This window comes from Rhizobium sp. LCM 4573, assembly GCF_001854865.1.
GTDB lineage: Bacteria > Pseudomonadota > Alphaproteobacteria > Rhizobiales > Rhizobiaceae > Neorhizobium.
The window spans coordinates 1-14764 of sequence record NZ_MDDW01000005.1 but is presented as its reverse complement, the minus strand read 5'-3'; the positions used below and the strand labels follow the sequence as shown (position 1 = coordinate 14764).

General features: G+C 60.7%; 17 protein-coding genes and 1 tRNA gene. 9 read left to right on the top strand and 9 right to left on the bottom strand.

Annotated features, from left to right (window positions below; genetic code table 11):
- Positions 1-115: 115 nt before the first annotated feature.
- From LCM4573_RS10870 to LCM4573_RS28265, 5 genes are all read right to left on the bottom strand, one after another.
- On the bottom strand, positions 116-1030 hold the full coding sequence (locus tag LCM4573_RS10870; RefSeq protein WP_071006310.1) for a DUF72 domain-containing protein: 915 nt from the start codon (positions 1028-1030) through the stop codon (positions 116-118).
- A 56-nt stretch (positions 1031-1086) separates the two neighbouring features.
- Complete coding sequence (locus LCM4573_RS10865; protein ID WP_071006309.1) at positions 1087-1434, bottom strand: DMT family protein; 348 nt, start codon at positions 1432-1434, stop codon at positions 1087-1089.
- 89 nt (positions 1435-1523) lie between these two features.
- A complete protein-coding gene (gene nth, locus LCM4573_RS10860) occupies positions 1524-2252 on the bottom strand; it encodes an endonuclease III (RefSeq protein ID WP_071006308.1) in 729 nt (242 codons plus the stop codon).
- 46 nt (positions 2253-2298) lie between these two features.
- Positions 2299-2457, bottom strand: a complete 159-nt coding sequence (locus tag LCM4573_RS28270) for a hypothetical protein (protein WP_170986349.1) — start codon at positions 2455-2457, stop codon at positions 2299-2301.
- Positions 2458-2640: 183 nt separating this feature from the next.
- Positions 2641-2802, bottom strand: coding sequence for a hypothetical protein (locus tag LCM4573_RS28265; RefSeq protein WP_170986348.1), 162 nt, complete (start codon positions 2800-2802; stop codon positions 2641-2643).
- Between the two features lie 235 nt (positions 2803-3037).
- Here LCM4573_RS28265 and LCM4573_RS10855 point away from each other — a divergent pair, with 235 nt between their 5' ends.
- Positions 3038-3211 carry a DUF1328 domain-containing protein gene (locus LCM4573_RS10855; RefSeq protein ID WP_046792269.1) on the top strand — a complete coding sequence of 58 codons (174 nt, stop codon included), beginning with the start codon at positions 3038-3040 and terminating at the stop codon, positions 3209-3211.
- A gap of 32 nt (positions 3212-3243) precedes the next feature.
- Here LCM4573_RS10855 and LCM4573_RS10850 read toward each other — a convergent pair whose 3' ends face one another.
- The 3 genes from LCM4573_RS10850 to LCM4573_RS10840 all read right to left on the bottom strand — a co-directional run bounded on the left by LCM4573_RS10850 (position 3244) and on the right by LCM4573_RS10840 (position 5648).
- Positions 3244-3651, bottom strand: a complete 408-nt coding sequence (locus LCM4573_RS10850; protein WP_071006307.1) for a GFA family protein — start codon at positions 3649-3651, stop codon at positions 3244-3246.
- A gap of 453 nt (positions 3652-4104) precedes the next feature.
- Positions 4105-4614 carry a nucleoside kinase gene (locus tag LCM4573_RS10845; protein ID WP_071006306.1) on the bottom strand — a complete coding sequence of 170 codons (510 nt, stop codon included), beginning with the start codon at positions 4612-4614 and terminating at the stop codon, positions 4105-4107.
- 416 nt (positions 4615-5030) lie between these two features.
- A complete protein-coding gene (locus LCM4573_RS10840) occupies positions 5031-5648 on the bottom strand; it encodes an FMN-dependent NADH-azoreductase (RefSeq protein WP_071006305.1) in 618 nt (205 codons plus the stop codon).
- 117 nt (positions 5649-5765) lie between these two features.
- Between LCM4573_RS10840 and LCM4573_RS10835 the strand changes: the two genes are divergently transcribed.
- Entirely contained in the window at positions 5766-6665 is a 900-nt protein-coding gene (locus LCM4573_RS10835) for a LysR family transcriptional regulator (protein WP_071006304.1), read from the top strand.
- 161 nt (positions 6666-6826) lie between these two features.
- Here the strand turns inward: LCM4573_RS10835 and LCM4573_RS10830 are convergent.
- Positions 6827-6916: transfer RNA gene (locus tag LCM4573_RS10830), tRNA-Ser, on the bottom strand.
- Positions 6917-7239: 323 nt separating this feature from the next.
- Between LCM4573_RS10830 and LCM4573_RS10825 the strand changes: the two genes are divergently transcribed.
- The 7 genes from LCM4573_RS10825 to LCM4573_RS10795 all read left to right on the top strand — a co-directional run bounded on the left by LCM4573_RS10825 (position 7240) and on the right by LCM4573_RS10795 (position 14600).
- Positions 7240-8286 carry a septal ring lytic transglycosylase RlpA family protein gene (locus tag LCM4573_RS10825; RefSeq protein WP_071006303.1) on the top strand — a complete coding sequence of 349 codons (1047 nt, stop codon included), beginning with the start codon at positions 7240-7242 and terminating at the stop codon, positions 8284-8286.
- 67 nt (positions 8287-8353) lie between these two features.
- Complete coding sequence (locus LCM4573_RS10820; protein WP_071006590.1) at positions 8354-9526, top strand: D-alanyl-D-alanine carboxypeptidase family protein; 1173 nt, start codon at positions 8354-8356, stop codon at positions 9524-9526.
- A gap of 74 nt (positions 9527-9600) precedes the next feature.
- On the top strand, positions 9601-10278 hold the full coding sequence (gene tmk, locus LCM4573_RS10815; protein WP_071006302.1) for a dTMP kinase: 678 nt from the start codon (positions 9601-9603) through the stop codon (positions 10276-10278).
- A complete protein-coding gene (locus LCM4573_RS10810) occupies positions 10275-11303 on the top strand; it encodes a DNA polymerase III subunit delta' (protein WP_071006301.1) in 1029 nt (342 codons plus the stop codon). Before tmk ends, LCM4573_RS10810 begins: the two co-directional genes overlap by 4 nt.
- 107 nt (positions 11304-11410) lie before the next feature.
- Positions 11411-12970, top strand: a complete 1560-nt coding sequence (metG, locus tag LCM4573_RS10805; RefSeq protein WP_071006300.1) for a methionine--tRNA ligase — start codon at positions 11411-11413, stop codon at positions 12968-12970.
- 16 nt (positions 12971-12986) lie between these two features.
- Positions 12987-13769: a TatD family hydrolase gene (locus LCM4573_RS10800; RefSeq protein ID WP_071006299.1), complete on the top strand. Its 783-nt coding sequence runs from the start codon at positions 12987-12989 to the stop codon at positions 13767-13769.
- Positions 13770-13772: 3 nt separating this feature from the next.
- Complete coding sequence (locus LCM4573_RS10795) at positions 13773-14600, top strand: MBL fold metallo-hydrolase (RefSeq protein ID WP_071006298.1); 828 nt, start codon at positions 13773-13775, stop codon at positions 14598-14600.
- Positions 14601-14764 lie beyond the last annotated feature (164 nt).

Genomic DNA, 14764 nt, shown 5'->3' with positions numbered 1-14764 from the left:
CGATCAACATACCTTGCACAACAAATCAGCCGCTCCACAGGCGGTTTGAAGGAATGTCTCTAGAACAATCCGGGGCGGAATTGAAGGCGTGGTGGAGGAAAACTAAAAGTGAACTTCAGCCGCGACGGGCGGCGCGCGGCCGAGCCGTTTCCGGGGCGGCATCGAGGCGGTTGGCAAGAGAGGCGGCATCGGCGGGTGCGCGCACCTTGGCGTCGTTGTCGAAATAGACGTAGACATCGCGCCCGCCGGCACGGGGAGGGGAGGCGGGCAGGACGCGCTCGGCTTCCCTCGGATCGCGGCCCTTGACCCAGCCGCGGATCAGATGCGCCCAGTTGTCGAGCGCCTTGTCGTCATAGCCGCTGACATAGAGCTGCTCCGAGCCGTGCAGGCGGCAGTAGACGAAATCGGCAGTCAAATCCATCAGCAGCGGCCATTCGACGGTATCCGCCACGACAAGGCCGGCGCGGAAATGCCGCAGCAGTTCGATGAATTCCTCCGAGCGGAAGCTGTCGTTGCGGATCTCCAGCGCGTGGCGAAGCGGGCGCTTTTCATCGGTTTCGACATGGGCGCGGTCGTCGAGCCGCGAATCGTGCTTCCTGGCGAGCGCGGCCGCCTTCTCGGTATCGGCCGGCAGCAGCTTCAGAAAGGTCTCGAAACGCTCCCGGTTGAATTTCATTCGCGGCGGAAACTGCCAGAGGATCGGCCCAAGCTTCCTGCCGAGCCGCAGCGGACCCGAAGCGAAGAAATTGGCGAGCGGCGTCTCGATATCCTTCAGGCGCCGCATATGGGTGATGTAGCGTGAACCCTTGACCGCGAAGACGAAATCCTCGGGCGTCGCATCATGCCAGGCGGCGAAGCTCTTCGGGCGCTGCAGGCCATAAAAGGTGCCATTGATCTCGATCGAGCGGAAATGCTCTGCCGCGTAAGGAAGCTCCTGCTTCTGCGGCAGGCCTTCCGGATAAAACACGCCGCGCCAGGGCTTGTAGGTCCAGCCGGATATGCCGATGCGGATTTCGCCGGTCTTCTTCATCGCGCCATCTTTCGTTTCGCCCTTATCCGAACGTCACGAGATGGCGAGAGTTCCGCTCAGCGGCTGAAGATGAAGAAGGCACCGAGCGCGATGAAGGCAAAGCCGACGATTTGTTTCCAGTGGATGGGCTCGCCGAGATAGAAGACCGAAAACAGCACGAAGACTGAAAGGGTGATGACTTCCTGGATGGTCTTGAGCTGTGCCGCGTTGAAATACCCATAGCCGATGCGGTTGGCGGGCACCTGGAAGCAGTATTCGAAGAAGGCGATCCCCCAGCTCACGAGGACGACGGCATAGAGCGCCTCGGTCTTGAACTTGAGGTGGCCGTACCAGGCGAATGTCATGAATATATTGGAAAGCAGCAGCAGACCGATGGTCAGGAAGGGAACGCCGGTGGTGGGCATGGAGAAATCCGTGAGGGGCGGGAGGAGTTGCGTATGCCAACCACGTTCCCGCAGCAAATACAAGCGGCGGATTTGGGGGCGGAAGCCAATCAGTGACGGGACCTCGCCCGGTGCGGGCGCGCATGCCGGGATGGGGGCGTTGCCGCCTTGCAGCGGGAGCGGAGAGGGCAGGCGGCGCAATCCGGATTGTGCAGGTGGCAGATATTCTGGCCGAGAACCTTGACCATGACGTGCAGGTTCATGAAGTCCTCGGCGGTCCAGTCCTCCATTGCCGCCACGACCGTTTCGGTTGCCGTCCAGGCGGTGCCTTTGGGGCCGATAATGCCGAAGCGCTGAAACACCCGCAGGACATGCGTATCCGCCACGAAGAGTTCGGCATTCAGATAACTGAAGTTCAGCGTTGCAGCCGCTACTTTCGGCCCGACACCATCGAGGGACTCGAGCCATGCCATCGCGTAGTTCCGTGAAAACTTATGCAGGAATGAGAGATCGAAATCCGGATGTTTAGCGGCAATCGCCCGGAGTGCCTTCTGGAGATTGCGCGCTTTCGCGCCGGCAAACTCCACGTCCCAGATCAGGTCGTGGATGTCCTCGACCGAGGCGGCTACGAGATCCAGCTCCTTCGGATAGACGGTGATCAGCCGGTCGAATGCCTTTTGGGAAACCGGATCACGCGTCCTGCTGCTGATGGAAGATTTCACCAGCTGCCTGAAAGGTGTAAGCGCCGGCAGAAGTCGCACGAAATTGAGTATCGGCAGGAGTTGCCTGCCAATCCACTCGACATCCTGCCGTGCGCCAAAATCCAGAGCGGTCTGCATTCCTCATTTAAGAACAAATGAGGAACAAAATCAAGCGCCGCCGTGCTCAATGCACCGTATTGTAGATTTCGTCTTCCATGATTCGGAACGCTTCATGGAGCGATTCGACCAGAATGTCGGTCAGCTCATCGGCGCCGCGCTCTTCCAAAAGCAGCGCAATCGTGGCGTCCGGGATATCCGTGTTCAGATCAACTTCGTTCGACATGTCATTCGTCCTCGTCCTCGCCGTATCACATCACGGCCGATAAGGCGACATACGAACCGGCGCTTGCGCCGAGCTTGAGAAATGATGGCCGGACGGCATGGAAGGCGTTGGAGTCAGCCAAGCCGTTAAGGGCAGGGCATCCCGCCGCACGCGGGACGCCCTCTTCGGAGGCTTCGCGCGGGATTATTGCGAAGGAGCGGGCGTTGTCGGCGCCGGCTGCGTCGTTGCCGGAGGCGTTGCGGGAGATTCTCCGGTCGGCTGGTTTGTACCCGGTATCAGGAAGAGCACTGCGAGGATGATAACGACGACGACCACGATGCCGATGATCATGTTTCTGTTGTTCATGGGCTTCCTCCATTTCAGCGGTGATCCTGGATTGCAGGACGGTCACCTTTGCGATGTGGAGCCATGCAAGAGTTTTTCAAGCCGGTGCATGTCCGGGAAATGTAAGAGGCTAGGGATCGCATCCGGCCGGTGGCGCTTCAAACCGGAGCTGGGCGATAGCAGGAGAGCGTAGCACCGCCGGGAACCTTCGGCAGCCGGTTTACGTTGTCCGGACCGAAAACAGAAGGAGAATCACATGCTGAAATGGGCTCTCATCTTCCTAGTGATTTCGCTGATCTCGGGCTTTCTGGGCTTCTCCGGAGTTTCGGCTGCAACCGCAACGATCGCCAAGATCCTGTTCTTCATCTTCCTGATAGGTTTCGTCATTTTCCTGGTTCTGGCCCTGATGGCCGGAAGCCTGGCTTTCTGAAGCCGTCCCTCGCGAAGCCGCCGGTCCCTCGGCTATTCGTCGGGCGGCATGCGCCGGAATTGTTCCACCGCTTCGTCTAGCTGCACCCAGCCGTGTTTCGATTGCTCGAATACCGACATGACGGGTGGCGCAAAGGTCGGATCGGCAAGTGAACCGACCGCCACCCCGATTGTGGAAGGCGAGGCGTCGGGCTTCCAATAGACGGTCGAGCCGCAAGCCGGGCAGAAATACATCCGGACCTTACGGCCGCTTTCTGCAACACGAACGAATTCCGTCGATGCACCGGAAATCTCTACACTCTCGATCGAATAGAACGCATTGGCGCTGAACGGCGCACCTGTTCTTCGCTGGCAGGCGAAACAGTGACAGAGAGCAGTCAATCGCGGCGGCTCGTTCAGTGTCAGTCTGAGAGCGCCGCAAGCGCATTGGGCATTGGCCATGGAAACTCCTCCCGCTTGTAGGGTGAGATACGTCAAATTTGCATTGAGGGATGAGGCGCCGGCCGAACCGCGATTCAGTGCGGTGGGCGATGCGGAGGGGCGGAGACCTGAAGCATTTCAGGCCTGCGATAGCATCAATGTAGGCTGGGAAATGCCGAAGGCTAGGGAGTTGTCACACGATGTTTTCTTGGGGCTGGTGCCGGCAGGGGCGCTAGGACTGACACCGCTCCTGCGAAACCCTCGGATGACAAACTAGCCGAGAGACCGGCATTCTTCCAATTTAGCGGATCAGAGGAAAAATGTCCAATCGGCGAACAATGCCAGCCCGGCGTTTGTCGGTGGACTTCTCATCAGCAGCGCCAACCGCTCAAGTTCAACGCGGGCATCAAGGCGATCAAGGTTATGCGGCGGTCTCTCCCCTGTTTCCCATCCCATTCAACGCCTCTCAAGACTTCAGTCCAGGTGGGCAAGGATATCGTCGACGACACTCGGCACCGTATCCGTCGCGTCGATCGCTATTCCAGCGGGAAAGTGCTCGCTGCTTCTATGGTACCGAAGAACTACCGCACGCTCGTCGGGTACATGGCCAGGCTCATTTGGCCGCTCATCCAATCTTCTGTTCAATGTCTCGACATCAATGTCGAGAACAAAAACTTTGTCGAACAAGTTCACGAACTTATGAAAATTGCGGGAGCCGCCACAGAAGAAGGTGACCGGATGGGTGGTGTCAGCCGCAATGGCCCGCACCTTTTCAACGGGCCAGATCCAGTGCGCGTAATCCCACACGGCTCGATCCGCACCTTGCGGTGGCCCTGCCAGCGCCTGGCCTGTTTCTGGGTCCCCAACATAGGCCAAGACCCGGTCACCATGAACGACATGATAGCCGCGCCGCTCCAGCTCAGTGGCGATAGACGTTTTTCCAGTGCCCGAGCTGCCTTCTATCAAATAGTTCTTGATGCCCATAAGTGTCGTTTACCACGGTTTTCAATTCGCTGAGAAGGGCCTGTGAGGTGTCCACTTCACACGGAAAAGCTTAACTTAACGGCCGTTTTTCGGGATCTCGGGATTAGCGGCGGAGGTCCGAGATGGGGACGGAAGCTGCCGTCGCTCTCTCAAGGATATATCGGGCTGTAGCGTAGAATCGGCGGCTAATGGCGGGCCGGGAACGATGAAACGGAGAATTACATCTACGCTATAGCCCTCCAAAAGTAAGGCACGGACGGTCAGCTACAGCAAGGCAAGACTGCCAAACCGGACGAGCGTGACCACGTTCTGCTTCTCCGAAGGCAAGATGCGACGACGGGCAGTGGCGATCTTGCGGCACACCTGAACTCGGTGGAAGCAAGCGGCTCCATCGGGGGCCGCATACTCCCGATCAATCAGGCTGCCGCAGCGCGATCGAGTTTCGAAACGACGGCGTCGATGAACGTGTCCATCGTTGCATCACCCATATCCACGGCCTTGGCACCTTCGCCATGGATAATCCTCACGTCGGTGATGCCGAGGACGTTGAGAATGGCCTTGAGGTAGCGTGGAGCAAAATTGAGGTGGTCAATGGGCGAGGCCTCGCCATAGATGCCGCCGGACGCCAGCACCACGGTGGCTTTCTTTCCGATCAGCAGTCCCTTGCCGTCGAAGCCAAGCGTTACGCCCTTGCGCACGATGTGATCGATCCAGGCTTTGAGACTGGCCGGGATATTGTAGTTGTAGACCGGCGTGGCGATGACAAGCTTGTCGGCTGCCAGCAATTCGGCAACCAGCGCGTCCGAGAGACGCAGTTGCTCGGCCATGTCCGCGGTGTGGGCATGCGGTGGCGTGAAATAGGCCGATAACCACGGCATGGTCACGTGCGGCAGCGCATCCACGGCCAGGTCGCGCCGCACGACCGCGCCATCCGGGTGCACATCGAGCCAATTGGCGACAAGGCGTTTGGTCAGCTGACGGGAAATCGAAGCCTCGCCGCGCGTGCTGGTTTCGACAACGAGTAGGTTGGGCATGGCGTCCTCAAGGTTTTGGGCTAAACAGCCGTGACAGATGCAGACGATATAAGGCTTTCCATCCAGCGGCGGGAGCGATAATAAATTTATTATCTCTATCGGCTATTGTGATGGATCATGATCGGCAGCCTCAGCCTCGACCAATTGCGCGTCCTGGTGACCATTGCTGATGCCGGCAGCTTTTCGGCGGCCGGGCGGCAATTGCGCCGTGCGCAATCGGCAATCAGCCAGTCGGTGGCGACATTGGAAGCCGCTCAGGGCGTCCAGCTCTTCGACCGCAGCGCCCATCGCCCCCGCCTGACTGAAACGGGCCGGGTTCTGGTCGATCAGGCCCGGCTGGTGCTTTCGAGCGCGGCCCGCTTCGAGGCCGTAGCGACCGGCGCGCGAGGCGGGGTCGAGCCCGAGCTTGCCTTGGCCATAGACCCGCTGGTGCCCACCGCCCCGCTCATCGAAAGCCTGCGCGCGTTGCACCAGACCTATCCGCATCTTCCCGTCAGCTTCTCGACCGAGGGACTGGGCGGGGCGCTGCGTCGTTTGCGTAGCGGAGACGTCGCATTGGCCTTCTGCCTGCTGCTGCCGGTGGTGCCCGAGGACGTCGTGGCTTCGCCGCTGCTGCGTGTGGCGCTGACGCCCGTGGTCAGCGCCGAACACCCATTGGCAGCGCTGGGCCGTCCGGCAACCCGCGACGACCTGGAGCGCCATATCCAACTCGTCCTGTCCGATCCGGTCGATCGGGAAGCGAACAATTACGGCTTAGCCAGCGCCACGCGGTGGCGCTTTGTCGACCTCGGACGCAGACTGGATTTCCTGCTGGCCGGCTTCGGCTGGTGCCGGATGCCGGAGCATCTGATTGCCGATCATCTCGCGGCCAGCCATCTGGTTCGGCTCGAACTGGCCGAAGATGCCCGTGACCCGGCAGACGCCCTGACCATCTACGCCGCCCGCATGGCGGGCCATGAACCTGGCCCGGCCGGCCGGTGGCTCCTTGACGACCTGCAGGTCCGGCTATCGCTCTGATCCGGCCAAACACTTCTCGTCAATATCGCCTAATCCCTCAGAGATACCGGAAGAGCCGCGATGAACGCGGTCGAAGTCGGCTCTTCGGTGTTAGTCGCACTGTCGCCAACGTCCGCAAATGGGTAGGTTGCAGTCATTGCCAAAGAGCAGCCAGGGGCTAATGGCGGAAGAGGTGGGATTCGAACCCACGGTACGGTTTCCCGCACGCCGGTTTTCAAGACCGGTTCCTTAAACCACTCGGACACTCTTCCTTGCCGTCGGCTTTATATCCCGCGCCGGCTTGACGTCAACCGGTGCCAAGCCCGATATCGGTCGAAGCGAAGCGGTCGGCGGTTGAAATCGGGCAGGGCGTCTCGTCAGTAATTCATTAACCATAATCCATTGAATTCTAATTATATCTGTGGATTTTATTCGCATTTTTGCCACGTTCCGAGCAAAAGTCAGCCTCGCTGTCCCGCGCGCGATGAACACTGTCGCCTGTTGGGACAATGTTGCGGGAAAGCGGTTCCTGCAACGGAAACTGATCGCCAGGTCTGTCGCTTTCACGAGGCGGGTGCGGCAGGCTGGCCGAGAAATGGACGGGGTTTCGGGTTTGAGTGGCGGCAAGCTTTCGCTCGCAGCGAAATGGCTGGGAATATCGATGGTCTGCGTCGGGGTGGCTTCCTGTGCCACGACCGAGGCGCCGAAGAAGAAATCCCGCAGCAAGGAATATTTTTCCGAGAAGGAATACGGCGTCAAGGCGAGCCCGCGGGTGGTCGGCGATGGAAAGCCTGTACCGAAAGGCGGCGGGCGCTTCATGGTCGGCAAGCCCTATCAGGTGAAGGGGCAGACCTATGTGCCGAAGGAAGATCCTGATTATAACAAGAGCGGGCTTGCTTCCTGGTATGGTTCGGCATTCCACGGCCGCCTGACCGCGAACGGTGAAGTCTACGACAGTTCGCATCTGTCGGCCGCGCATCCGACCTTTCCCCTGCCGAGCTATGCGCGGGTGACCAATCTGGAAAACGGCACGTCCGTTGTCGTCCGCGTCAACGATCGCGGCCCCTATCATCCCGGCCGGATTATCGACGTTTCCGACAAGACCGCAGAACTGCTGGACATGAAGCGCACCGGCACGGCCAAGGTGAACGTGCAATATGTGGGGCGTGCCCGGATGGACGGCCGCGACATGCCTTTTCTCATGGCTTCCTATATCCGTAAGGGCGACCGCTTCCCGTCGGTCAATCCGGAAGGCCAGATCGCGTCCGGCGTCATGGTCGCTTCCAATGCGCCGCTCGGCGACCAGTTGCAGAGCTACGGATCGGCCGTTCCCACGCCGATCGCGCTGAACGGCTCGACGCCGAGCGTGCCGGCGCACCCGCCTGTACCGGCTTCCGCTCAGGCGTTCCAGGCTTTCGAGCAGTTCGCGTCCCTGCCGGAAATCGGCCCGACGCCGGCCCAACGGCCAATCGAGAACATCCTGAGGCTTCCTTCCAGCAGCGCGGCTTCCGCCTATGTCGCCGAACCGGTGCGGACGGTGGACATCGCGTTCGATGCGGTGACGGTTCGCAATGACGGCCTGACGGAACAGTCCATCCTCTCGCATGCCGTCCGGCAGAAGGCGCATAATCCCCGACGTTGAATGAAGGGCGACGGTTGCCGGTTCGGGTGACCGCTGTTACCGATAGAACGAACGTTGACGGATGACCATGCGATACCGGCTGCTTTGCCTTTGCCTGACGACGATCCTGCAGGCGCTTTGCCTGGCGGTCGTCGTGCGCGCCCAGGAAGCGCCGGCGCTTGCCTTTCCGACGAAGGCCAAGCAGGTCTACATGGTGGAGGCCAAGACCGGCACCGTGCTTCTCGCCTCCAACGAAAACCAGTCCTTTCCGGCGGCGTCGCTTGCCAAGCTGATGACCATGGAGATCGTTTTCGACGCCCTCAAGCAAGGCGATGTCACGCCTGATACGATGTTTCCGGTCAGCGAACATGCCTGGCGCAGCGGCGGCGCGCCCTCCGGCACCACGACGATGTTCGCGGCGCTGAAATCGCAGATACGCGTCGACGATCTCGTCAAGGGCGTCATCGTGCAGAACGCCAATGACGGCTGCATCATCCTGGCGGAAGGGCTTTCCGGCTCGGAAGGCGAATTTGCCGCCCGCATGACGGCCCGGGCGAAGGAACTCGGTCTTTCGCGGTCGGTTTTCGGCAATGCGACGGGTCTGCCGGGGGCGGAGAGCAGGACGACCGCCCGCGATCTCGTGGAACTCGCCCGCCATACCTATCGCAGCTATCCGGAATTCTACCCGATCTATTCGCAGCCGGATTTCGAGTGGAACAAGATCTTCCAGCGCAACAAGAACCCGCTCCTTTCGCTGAACATGGGCATAGACGGGCTGGGAGCCGGGTTCGCGGAAGGATCGGGCTTTGCTTTCGTCGCCTCGGCGGAACGTGACGGTACACGGCTTTTCCTGGCGATGGGTGGGCTTGCAAGCGACAAGGAACGCCTCGATGAGGCAAGGCGTGTGCTGGAATGGGGGCTCTCGTCGTTCGAAACCAAGGTGCTCTTCAAGCGAGGCGAAGTCGTTGGCCAGGCAAGCGTTTACGGCGGCTCCCAGCGCCATGTCGATCTCGTCTCGACCGAGCCGGTTGACATCTATCTGGCAACCAAGAACCCGGAACGCCTGACGGGCCGGATCGTCTATCGCTGGCCGCTGCGTGCGCCCGTGGTGGAGGGGCAGGAGGTGGGTACCCTTCGGATATTTTCCGGCGACAAGCTGGTGCGGGAGGTGCCGCTCGTGACCGCCTCGACGGTGGGGACGGGAAGCCTCGCCTCACGGGCGACGGACGCGCTTCTGGAGCTGATGTTCTTCTGGCTTTGAACCGTTTCCATTTCGCATGTGCGGCAACATGCGTTAAACAGGACCGATATTCGAATGAGGAAGCGTGGAAGAGCGTGTCGAGGCAATCCGGTTTATTCGTGACTTTCGAAGGCGGGGAGGGGGCCGGCAAATCCACCCAGATTCGCCGGTTGGCCGATTCGCTGCGTCGGCGCGGGCATGACGTGCTGGTGACCCGCGAGCCGGGTGGTTCGCCGGGTGCCGAAGCGGTGCGCCATGTCCTGCTTTCGGGGGCTGCGGAAGAATTCGGCGTGCGCATGGAAGCGATCCTCTTTGCCGCCGCGCGCAATGATCATGTGGAGGAAGTGATCCGTCCGGCGCTCGAAACCGGCGCCGTCGTGCTCTGCGACCGCTTCATGGATTCCTCGCGGGTCTACCAGGGCGTCACCGGCAATCTGGAGGCGGAGTTCATCGAAACGCTGCAAAGGATCGCCGTCAACGGAGTCGTGCCGGACTGCACGCTGATCCTCGACCTGCCGGCGGATAAGGGGCTCGGCCGGGCGCGCAAGCGTGGCGCCGACAACGCGCCCGACCGTTTCGAGCGCGAGGAGATCGAAACCCACGAGAAGCGTCGGGAAGCCTATCTGGAGATCGCGGCGGCCGAGCCCGAGCGTTGCCATGTGGTGGATGCGGACCGCGCCGAGGACGAGATCGCCGCCGAGATATTCGCGATCGTCGAGCCGCTCGCTCGCGAACTGAGCTTCGGTCACCCGAACACGGAAACGGTCGGATGAGCGAAGAGAGCCCCCATGTGCTCGACGGCGCGATGCCGCCGGCACGCAATCCGCACCTGTTCGGGCACAAGGCGGCCGAGGATTTTCTGGCCCGCAGCTATCGCTCCGGCAAGGGTCATCACGCGATCCTGATCGAGGGGCCGGAAGGCATCGGCAAGGCGACGCTTGCCTTCCGATTCGCCAATCACGTGCTTTCCCATCCGGATCCCGCGACGGCTCCGGAGCATCTCGCAGCGCCGGATCTCGATTCCGCCGTCAGCCGGCAGATCGCCTCCGGGGCCTCGCACAATCTCCTGCACCTGGCGCGGCCGGTGGACGAGAAGACCGGCAAGGCGAAGACCGCGATCACCGTGGACGAGGTACGGCGCGCGGGGCATTTCTTTTCCCAAACTTCCGGCACGGGCAACTGGCGGATCGTCATCATCGACCCCGCCGACGATCTCAACCGAAATGCCGCGAACGCCATCCTGAAGATACTCGAGGAACCGCCGCGTCGGGCGCTCTTTCTGGTGCTCTCGCATGCGCCCGGCAAGCTTTTGCCCACCATTCGTTCCCGTTGCCAGCCGCTGAAATTGTCACCGCTCGGAGACGACGACCTTATGCAGGCGCTAGGCGCATTGGGCCTTCGGCCCGATGGAGGAAAGACGGAAGAGACGATCCGCGCCATGTCGAAGGGCAGCGTCGCCCGCGCGTTGAAGCTCATGAACTATGGCGGAGCCGATATCGTCGCCGCCTTCGACGAGGTGATGGCGGCCGATGAGCCGGCCGCGCGCAAGAACATGCATCGGCTGGCGGATGTGCTTTCGGCGAAGGACAGCGACGTGATCTTCGGTTTCTTCCTGGAGCATCTCGGCGACCATCTGATGGAACGGGCACGGCAGGCGGCGTTGACAGGCAATCTGCAAGGGGCGGAACGGCAGGCCAAGCTCGTCAGCGACATCACCGAACAGATCACGGTGGCGCAGGCCTATAATCTCGACCGCAAGCAGACCGTACTTTCCATCCTGGAGGCGGCCAGGGCATAGTCGCCGAGGGCAGGGGACGGAACAAGGCACGGAACTTTGGGTTTCGCTCCTGCCAAACATGCGCTAAGAGCGGCATGAATTTCCTTCCATGTGCCCGAGTGCCATTCATGCCGAACAAGACGCCCTTCTACATCACCACCGCGATTTCCTATCCCAACGGCAGGCCGCATATCGGCCACGCCTACGAGTTGATCGCAACGGATGCCATGGCGCGCTTTCAGCGCCTCGATGGCCGGGACGTCTTCTTTCTCACCGGTACGGACGAGCACGGCCAGAAGATGCAGCAGACGGCCCGCGCCGAGGGTATTACGCCGGAAGCGCTGGCCGAGCGCAATTCCAACGAGTTTCAGGCCATGGGCAAGCTCCTGAACTCGTCGAACGACGACTTCATCCGCACCACGGAGCCGCGTCATCACGAGGCTTCGAAGGATATCTGGAACCGGATGGCCGACACCGGCGACATCTACAAGGACACCTATGCCGGCTGGTATTCGGTGCGTGACGAAGCCTATTACGCAGAGGACGAAACCGAGGTTCGCGCGGATGGCGTTCGCTACGGGCCCCAGGGCACGCCGGTCGAATGGGTGGAGGAATCCAGCTATTTCTTCAAGCTTTCGGCCTATGGCGAGAAGCTTCTCGAGTTCTATGAGAAAAACCCGGATTTCATCGGTCCGGCAGAGCGCCGCAACGAGGTGATTTCCTTCGTGAAATCCGGGCTGAGGGACCTCTCGGTGTCGCGCACGACCTTCGACTGGGGCATCAAGGTTCCAAACGATCCGGCTCATGTGATGTATGTCTGGGTCGATGCGCTCACGAACTACATTACTGCGACCGGCTATCTGGATGACCCGAACGGTCCGCGCGCGAAATACTGGCCGGCGGACGTCCACATCATCGGCAAGGATATCATCCGCTTCCATGCGATCTATTGGCCGGCCTTCCTGATGTCGGCGAAGCTGCCGTTGCCGAAGCGCGTCTACGCCCATGGCTTCGTGCTGAACAAGGGCGAGAAGATGTCGAAGTCGCTCGGCAACGTGGTCGATCCGTTCGAGCTTCTCGAGAAGTTCGGGCTCGATTACGTACGCTATTTCCTCTGCCGGGAGATTTCCTTCGGCCAGGACGGCAACTGCAACGATGAACTGATCGCGACCCGCGTCAATGCCGACCTTGCCAACGGCATCGGCAACCTGGCGAGCCGTTCGCTTTCGATGATCGTCAAGAATTGCGATAGCGTTATTCCGAAGCCCGGTGAACTTACCGATGCCGACCGCGCCATGCTGGCTTCTGTGGATGCGCTTCTCGACATCTGCCGCGAGGAAATGGGCAAGCAGGCTATCCACAAGGCGCTCGCCGCAACCATTGCCGTCGTTTCGGAAACGGACCGCTACTTCGCCGGACAGGAACCCTGGGCGCTGAAGAAGACCGATCCCGAGCGCATGGGCACCGTGCTCTACGTGACGGCCGAGGTAGTCCGCCAGATCGGCATTCTGCTTCAGCCGTTCATGCCGGATTCGTCGGCAAAGCTGTTGGATCTCGTGGCCGCGCCGGCCGACCGCCGCGATTTTGCCGCACTCGGCGAAGCCGGTCGCCTCGTGCCCGGCACGCCTCTGGAAGCACCAAAGCCGGTTTTCCCGCGCTATGTCGCTCCGGAAGCCAGCGGCGCGTGAAGCTGAAGGTTAGCCAATGCTGATCGATACCCATTGCCACCTGGATTTCGCCGATTTCGAAGAAGAGCGCGATGCGATCGTATCGCGCGCCCATGAAGCCGGCGTCCGGCAGATGGTGACCATCTGCACGCGGGTTCGTAAACTCGATACCATCCTGGCGATCGCGGACGAGTATCCGTCCGTCTTCGCCTCCGTGGGCACACATCCGAACAATGCGGGCGAAGAACTCGATATTCAGGCGGACGATCTCGTAAGGCTTGCGGAAAGCCATGAGAAGATCGTGGCGATCGGCGAAGCCGGCCTCGATTATTTCTACGATACGCAGACGCCGGCAGACCAGAAGACGGGTTTCCTGCGCCATATCGAGGCCGCGCGGCAAACACAGCTTCCGCTTGTCATCCACAGCCGCAGCRCTGACGAGGACATGGCGGCGATCCTGACGGAAGAAAGCGGGAAGGGGGCTTTCCCCTTTATTTTGCACTGCTTTTCCTCCGGGGCCGACCTTGCCCGGATCGGCGTGGAACTCGGCGGCTATGTCTCGTTTTCGGGCATCCTGACCTTCCCGAAATCCGAGGAACTCCGGGAGATCGCAAAAACCGTGCCGCTGGACCGGCTGCTGGTGGAGACGGACGCGCCGTATCTGGCCCCGAAACGCTGGCGCGGCAAGCGCAACGAGCCTTCCTATGTGGTCAATACGGCCGAAGTGCTCGCCGAATGCAAGGACCTGAGCTACGAGGAGATCGCGCGGATTACCACGGACAACGCATTCCGCATCTTCTCCAGGATGCCGAGRCTCTGACACGTGGCCTATCGCCGGCGCTTCACCATACTCGGTTGTTCGTCGTCTCCCGGCGTTCCGCGCATCAATGGCGATTGGGGCGCCTGCGATCCCGAAAACCCGCGCAACCGGCGGACGCGCGCTGCCTTCCTGGTCGAGCAGATAGCGCCTGATGGCGGCCGCACGACGGTGGTGATCGATACAGGACCGGATTTTCGCGAACAGATGATCGCGGCGCGTGTCGAACGGATCGATGCGGTGCTCTATACCCATGCCCATGCGGACCATCTGCACGGCATCGATGATCTGCGCGGCTATTTCATCATGCAGCGCCAGCGCATTCCCATCTATGCCGACGCGTTAACCATGGACCGTATTCGCCAGGGTTTCGGCTATTGTCTGGAAACGCCGCCCGGCGGCAATTATCCGCCGATCGTCGAGCCGAGGCTGATTGAGAACATGGACGAGCCTATCGTCATCGACGGTCCAGGCGGGCCGATCCGGCTCATGCCGTATATGCAGGTGCATGGCGATATCCATTCTTTGGGCTTCCGGTTCGGTGGCGTGGCTTATTCAAGCGACGTCAGCGATTTTCCGCCCGAGACGATTCCACGGCTCGGCGGACTGGACATGCTCGTCATCGACGCTCTGCAGTATCATTACCATCCAAGCCATCTGTCGCTGGAACAGGCGCTCGACTGGATCGCGCGGCTTGCGCCGAAACAGGCGGTCCTGACGCATATGCATACGCCGCTGGATTACGAGACCGTCCGCACCCATACGCCGCCGCATGTCGAGCCGGCTTATGACGGTATGGTGTTCGAGTTCGAGGTGGTCGAAGGCGCACTCTGAGTTTATGCAGAGGGTTAGGAACTTTTCATAAGTCTTTCGTCGTTCCTGCATATCCTATAGTTCCATAATCTATCTTATGTGATCTTTGGGTGTAGAGGCTATTTAGTATTGCGACAGTTGGGCCAGTTAGAGATGCGACACTCTTGCCTCTCGACGTTCTGGTC

What these genes read in the sequence shown, in the direction of transcription:
- LCM4573_RS10845 (WP_071006306.1), bottom strand. Translation starts at nt 4,614, where the DNA reads ATGGGCATCAAGAACTATTTGATAGAAGGCAGCTCGGGCACTGGAAAA.
- LCM4573_RS10835 (WP_071006304.1), top strand. Translation starts at nt 5,766, where the DNA reads ATGATCGGCAGCCTCAGCCTCGACCAATTGCGCGTCCTGGTGACCATT.
- LCM4573_RS10850 (WP_071006307.1), bottom strand. Translation starts at nt 3,651, where the DNA reads ATGGCCAATGCCCAATGCGCTTGCGGCGCTCTCAGACTGACACTGAAC.
- LCM4573_RS10820 (WP_071006590.1), top strand. Translation starts at nt 8,354, where the DNA reads ATGCGATACCGGCTGCTTTGCCTTTGCCTGACGACGATCCTGCAGGCG.
- LCM4573_RS10840 (WP_071006305.1), bottom strand. Translation starts at nt 5,648, where the DNA reads ATGCCCAACCTACTCGTTGTCGAAACCAGCACGCGCGGCGAGGCTTCG.
- LCM4573_RS10865 (WP_071006309.1), bottom strand. Translation starts at nt 1,434, where the DNA reads ATGCCCACCACCGGCGTTCCCTTCCTGACCATCGGTCTGCTGCTGCTT.
- LCM4573_RS10825 (WP_071006303.1), top strand. Translation starts at nt 7,240, where the DNA reads ATGGACGGGGTTTCGGGTTTGAGTGGCGGCAAGCTTTCGCTCGCAGCG.
- metG (WP_071006300.1), top strand. Translation starts at nt 11,411, where the DNA reads ATGCCGAACAAGACGCCCTTCTACATCACCACCGCGATTTCCTATCCC.
- LCM4573_RS10855 (WP_046792269.1), top strand. Translation starts at nt 3,038, where the DNA reads ATGCTGAAATGGGCTCTCATCTTCCTAGTGATTTCGCTGATCTCGGGC.
- LCM4573_RS10870 (WP_071006310.1), bottom strand. Translation starts at nt 1,030, where the DNA reads ATGAAGAAGACCGGCGAAATCCGCATCGGCATATCCGGCTGGACCTAC.
- LCM4573_RS28265 (WP_170986348.1), bottom strand. Translation starts at nt 2,802, where the DNA reads ATGAACAACAGAAACATGATCATCGGCATCGTGGTCGTCGTCGTTATC.
- nth (WP_071006308.1), bottom strand. Translation starts at nt 2,252, where the DNA reads ATGCAGACCGCTCTGGATTTTGGCGCACGGCAGGATGTCGAGTGGATT.
- LCM4573_RS10810 (WP_071006301.1), top strand. Translation starts at nt 10,275, where the DNA reads ATGAGCGAAGAGAGCCCCCATGTGCTCGACGGCGCGATGCCGCCGGCA.
- LCM4573_RS28270 (WP_170986349.1), bottom strand. Translation starts at nt 2,457, where the DNA reads ATGTCGAACGAAGTTGATCTGAACACGGATATCCCGGACGCCACGATT.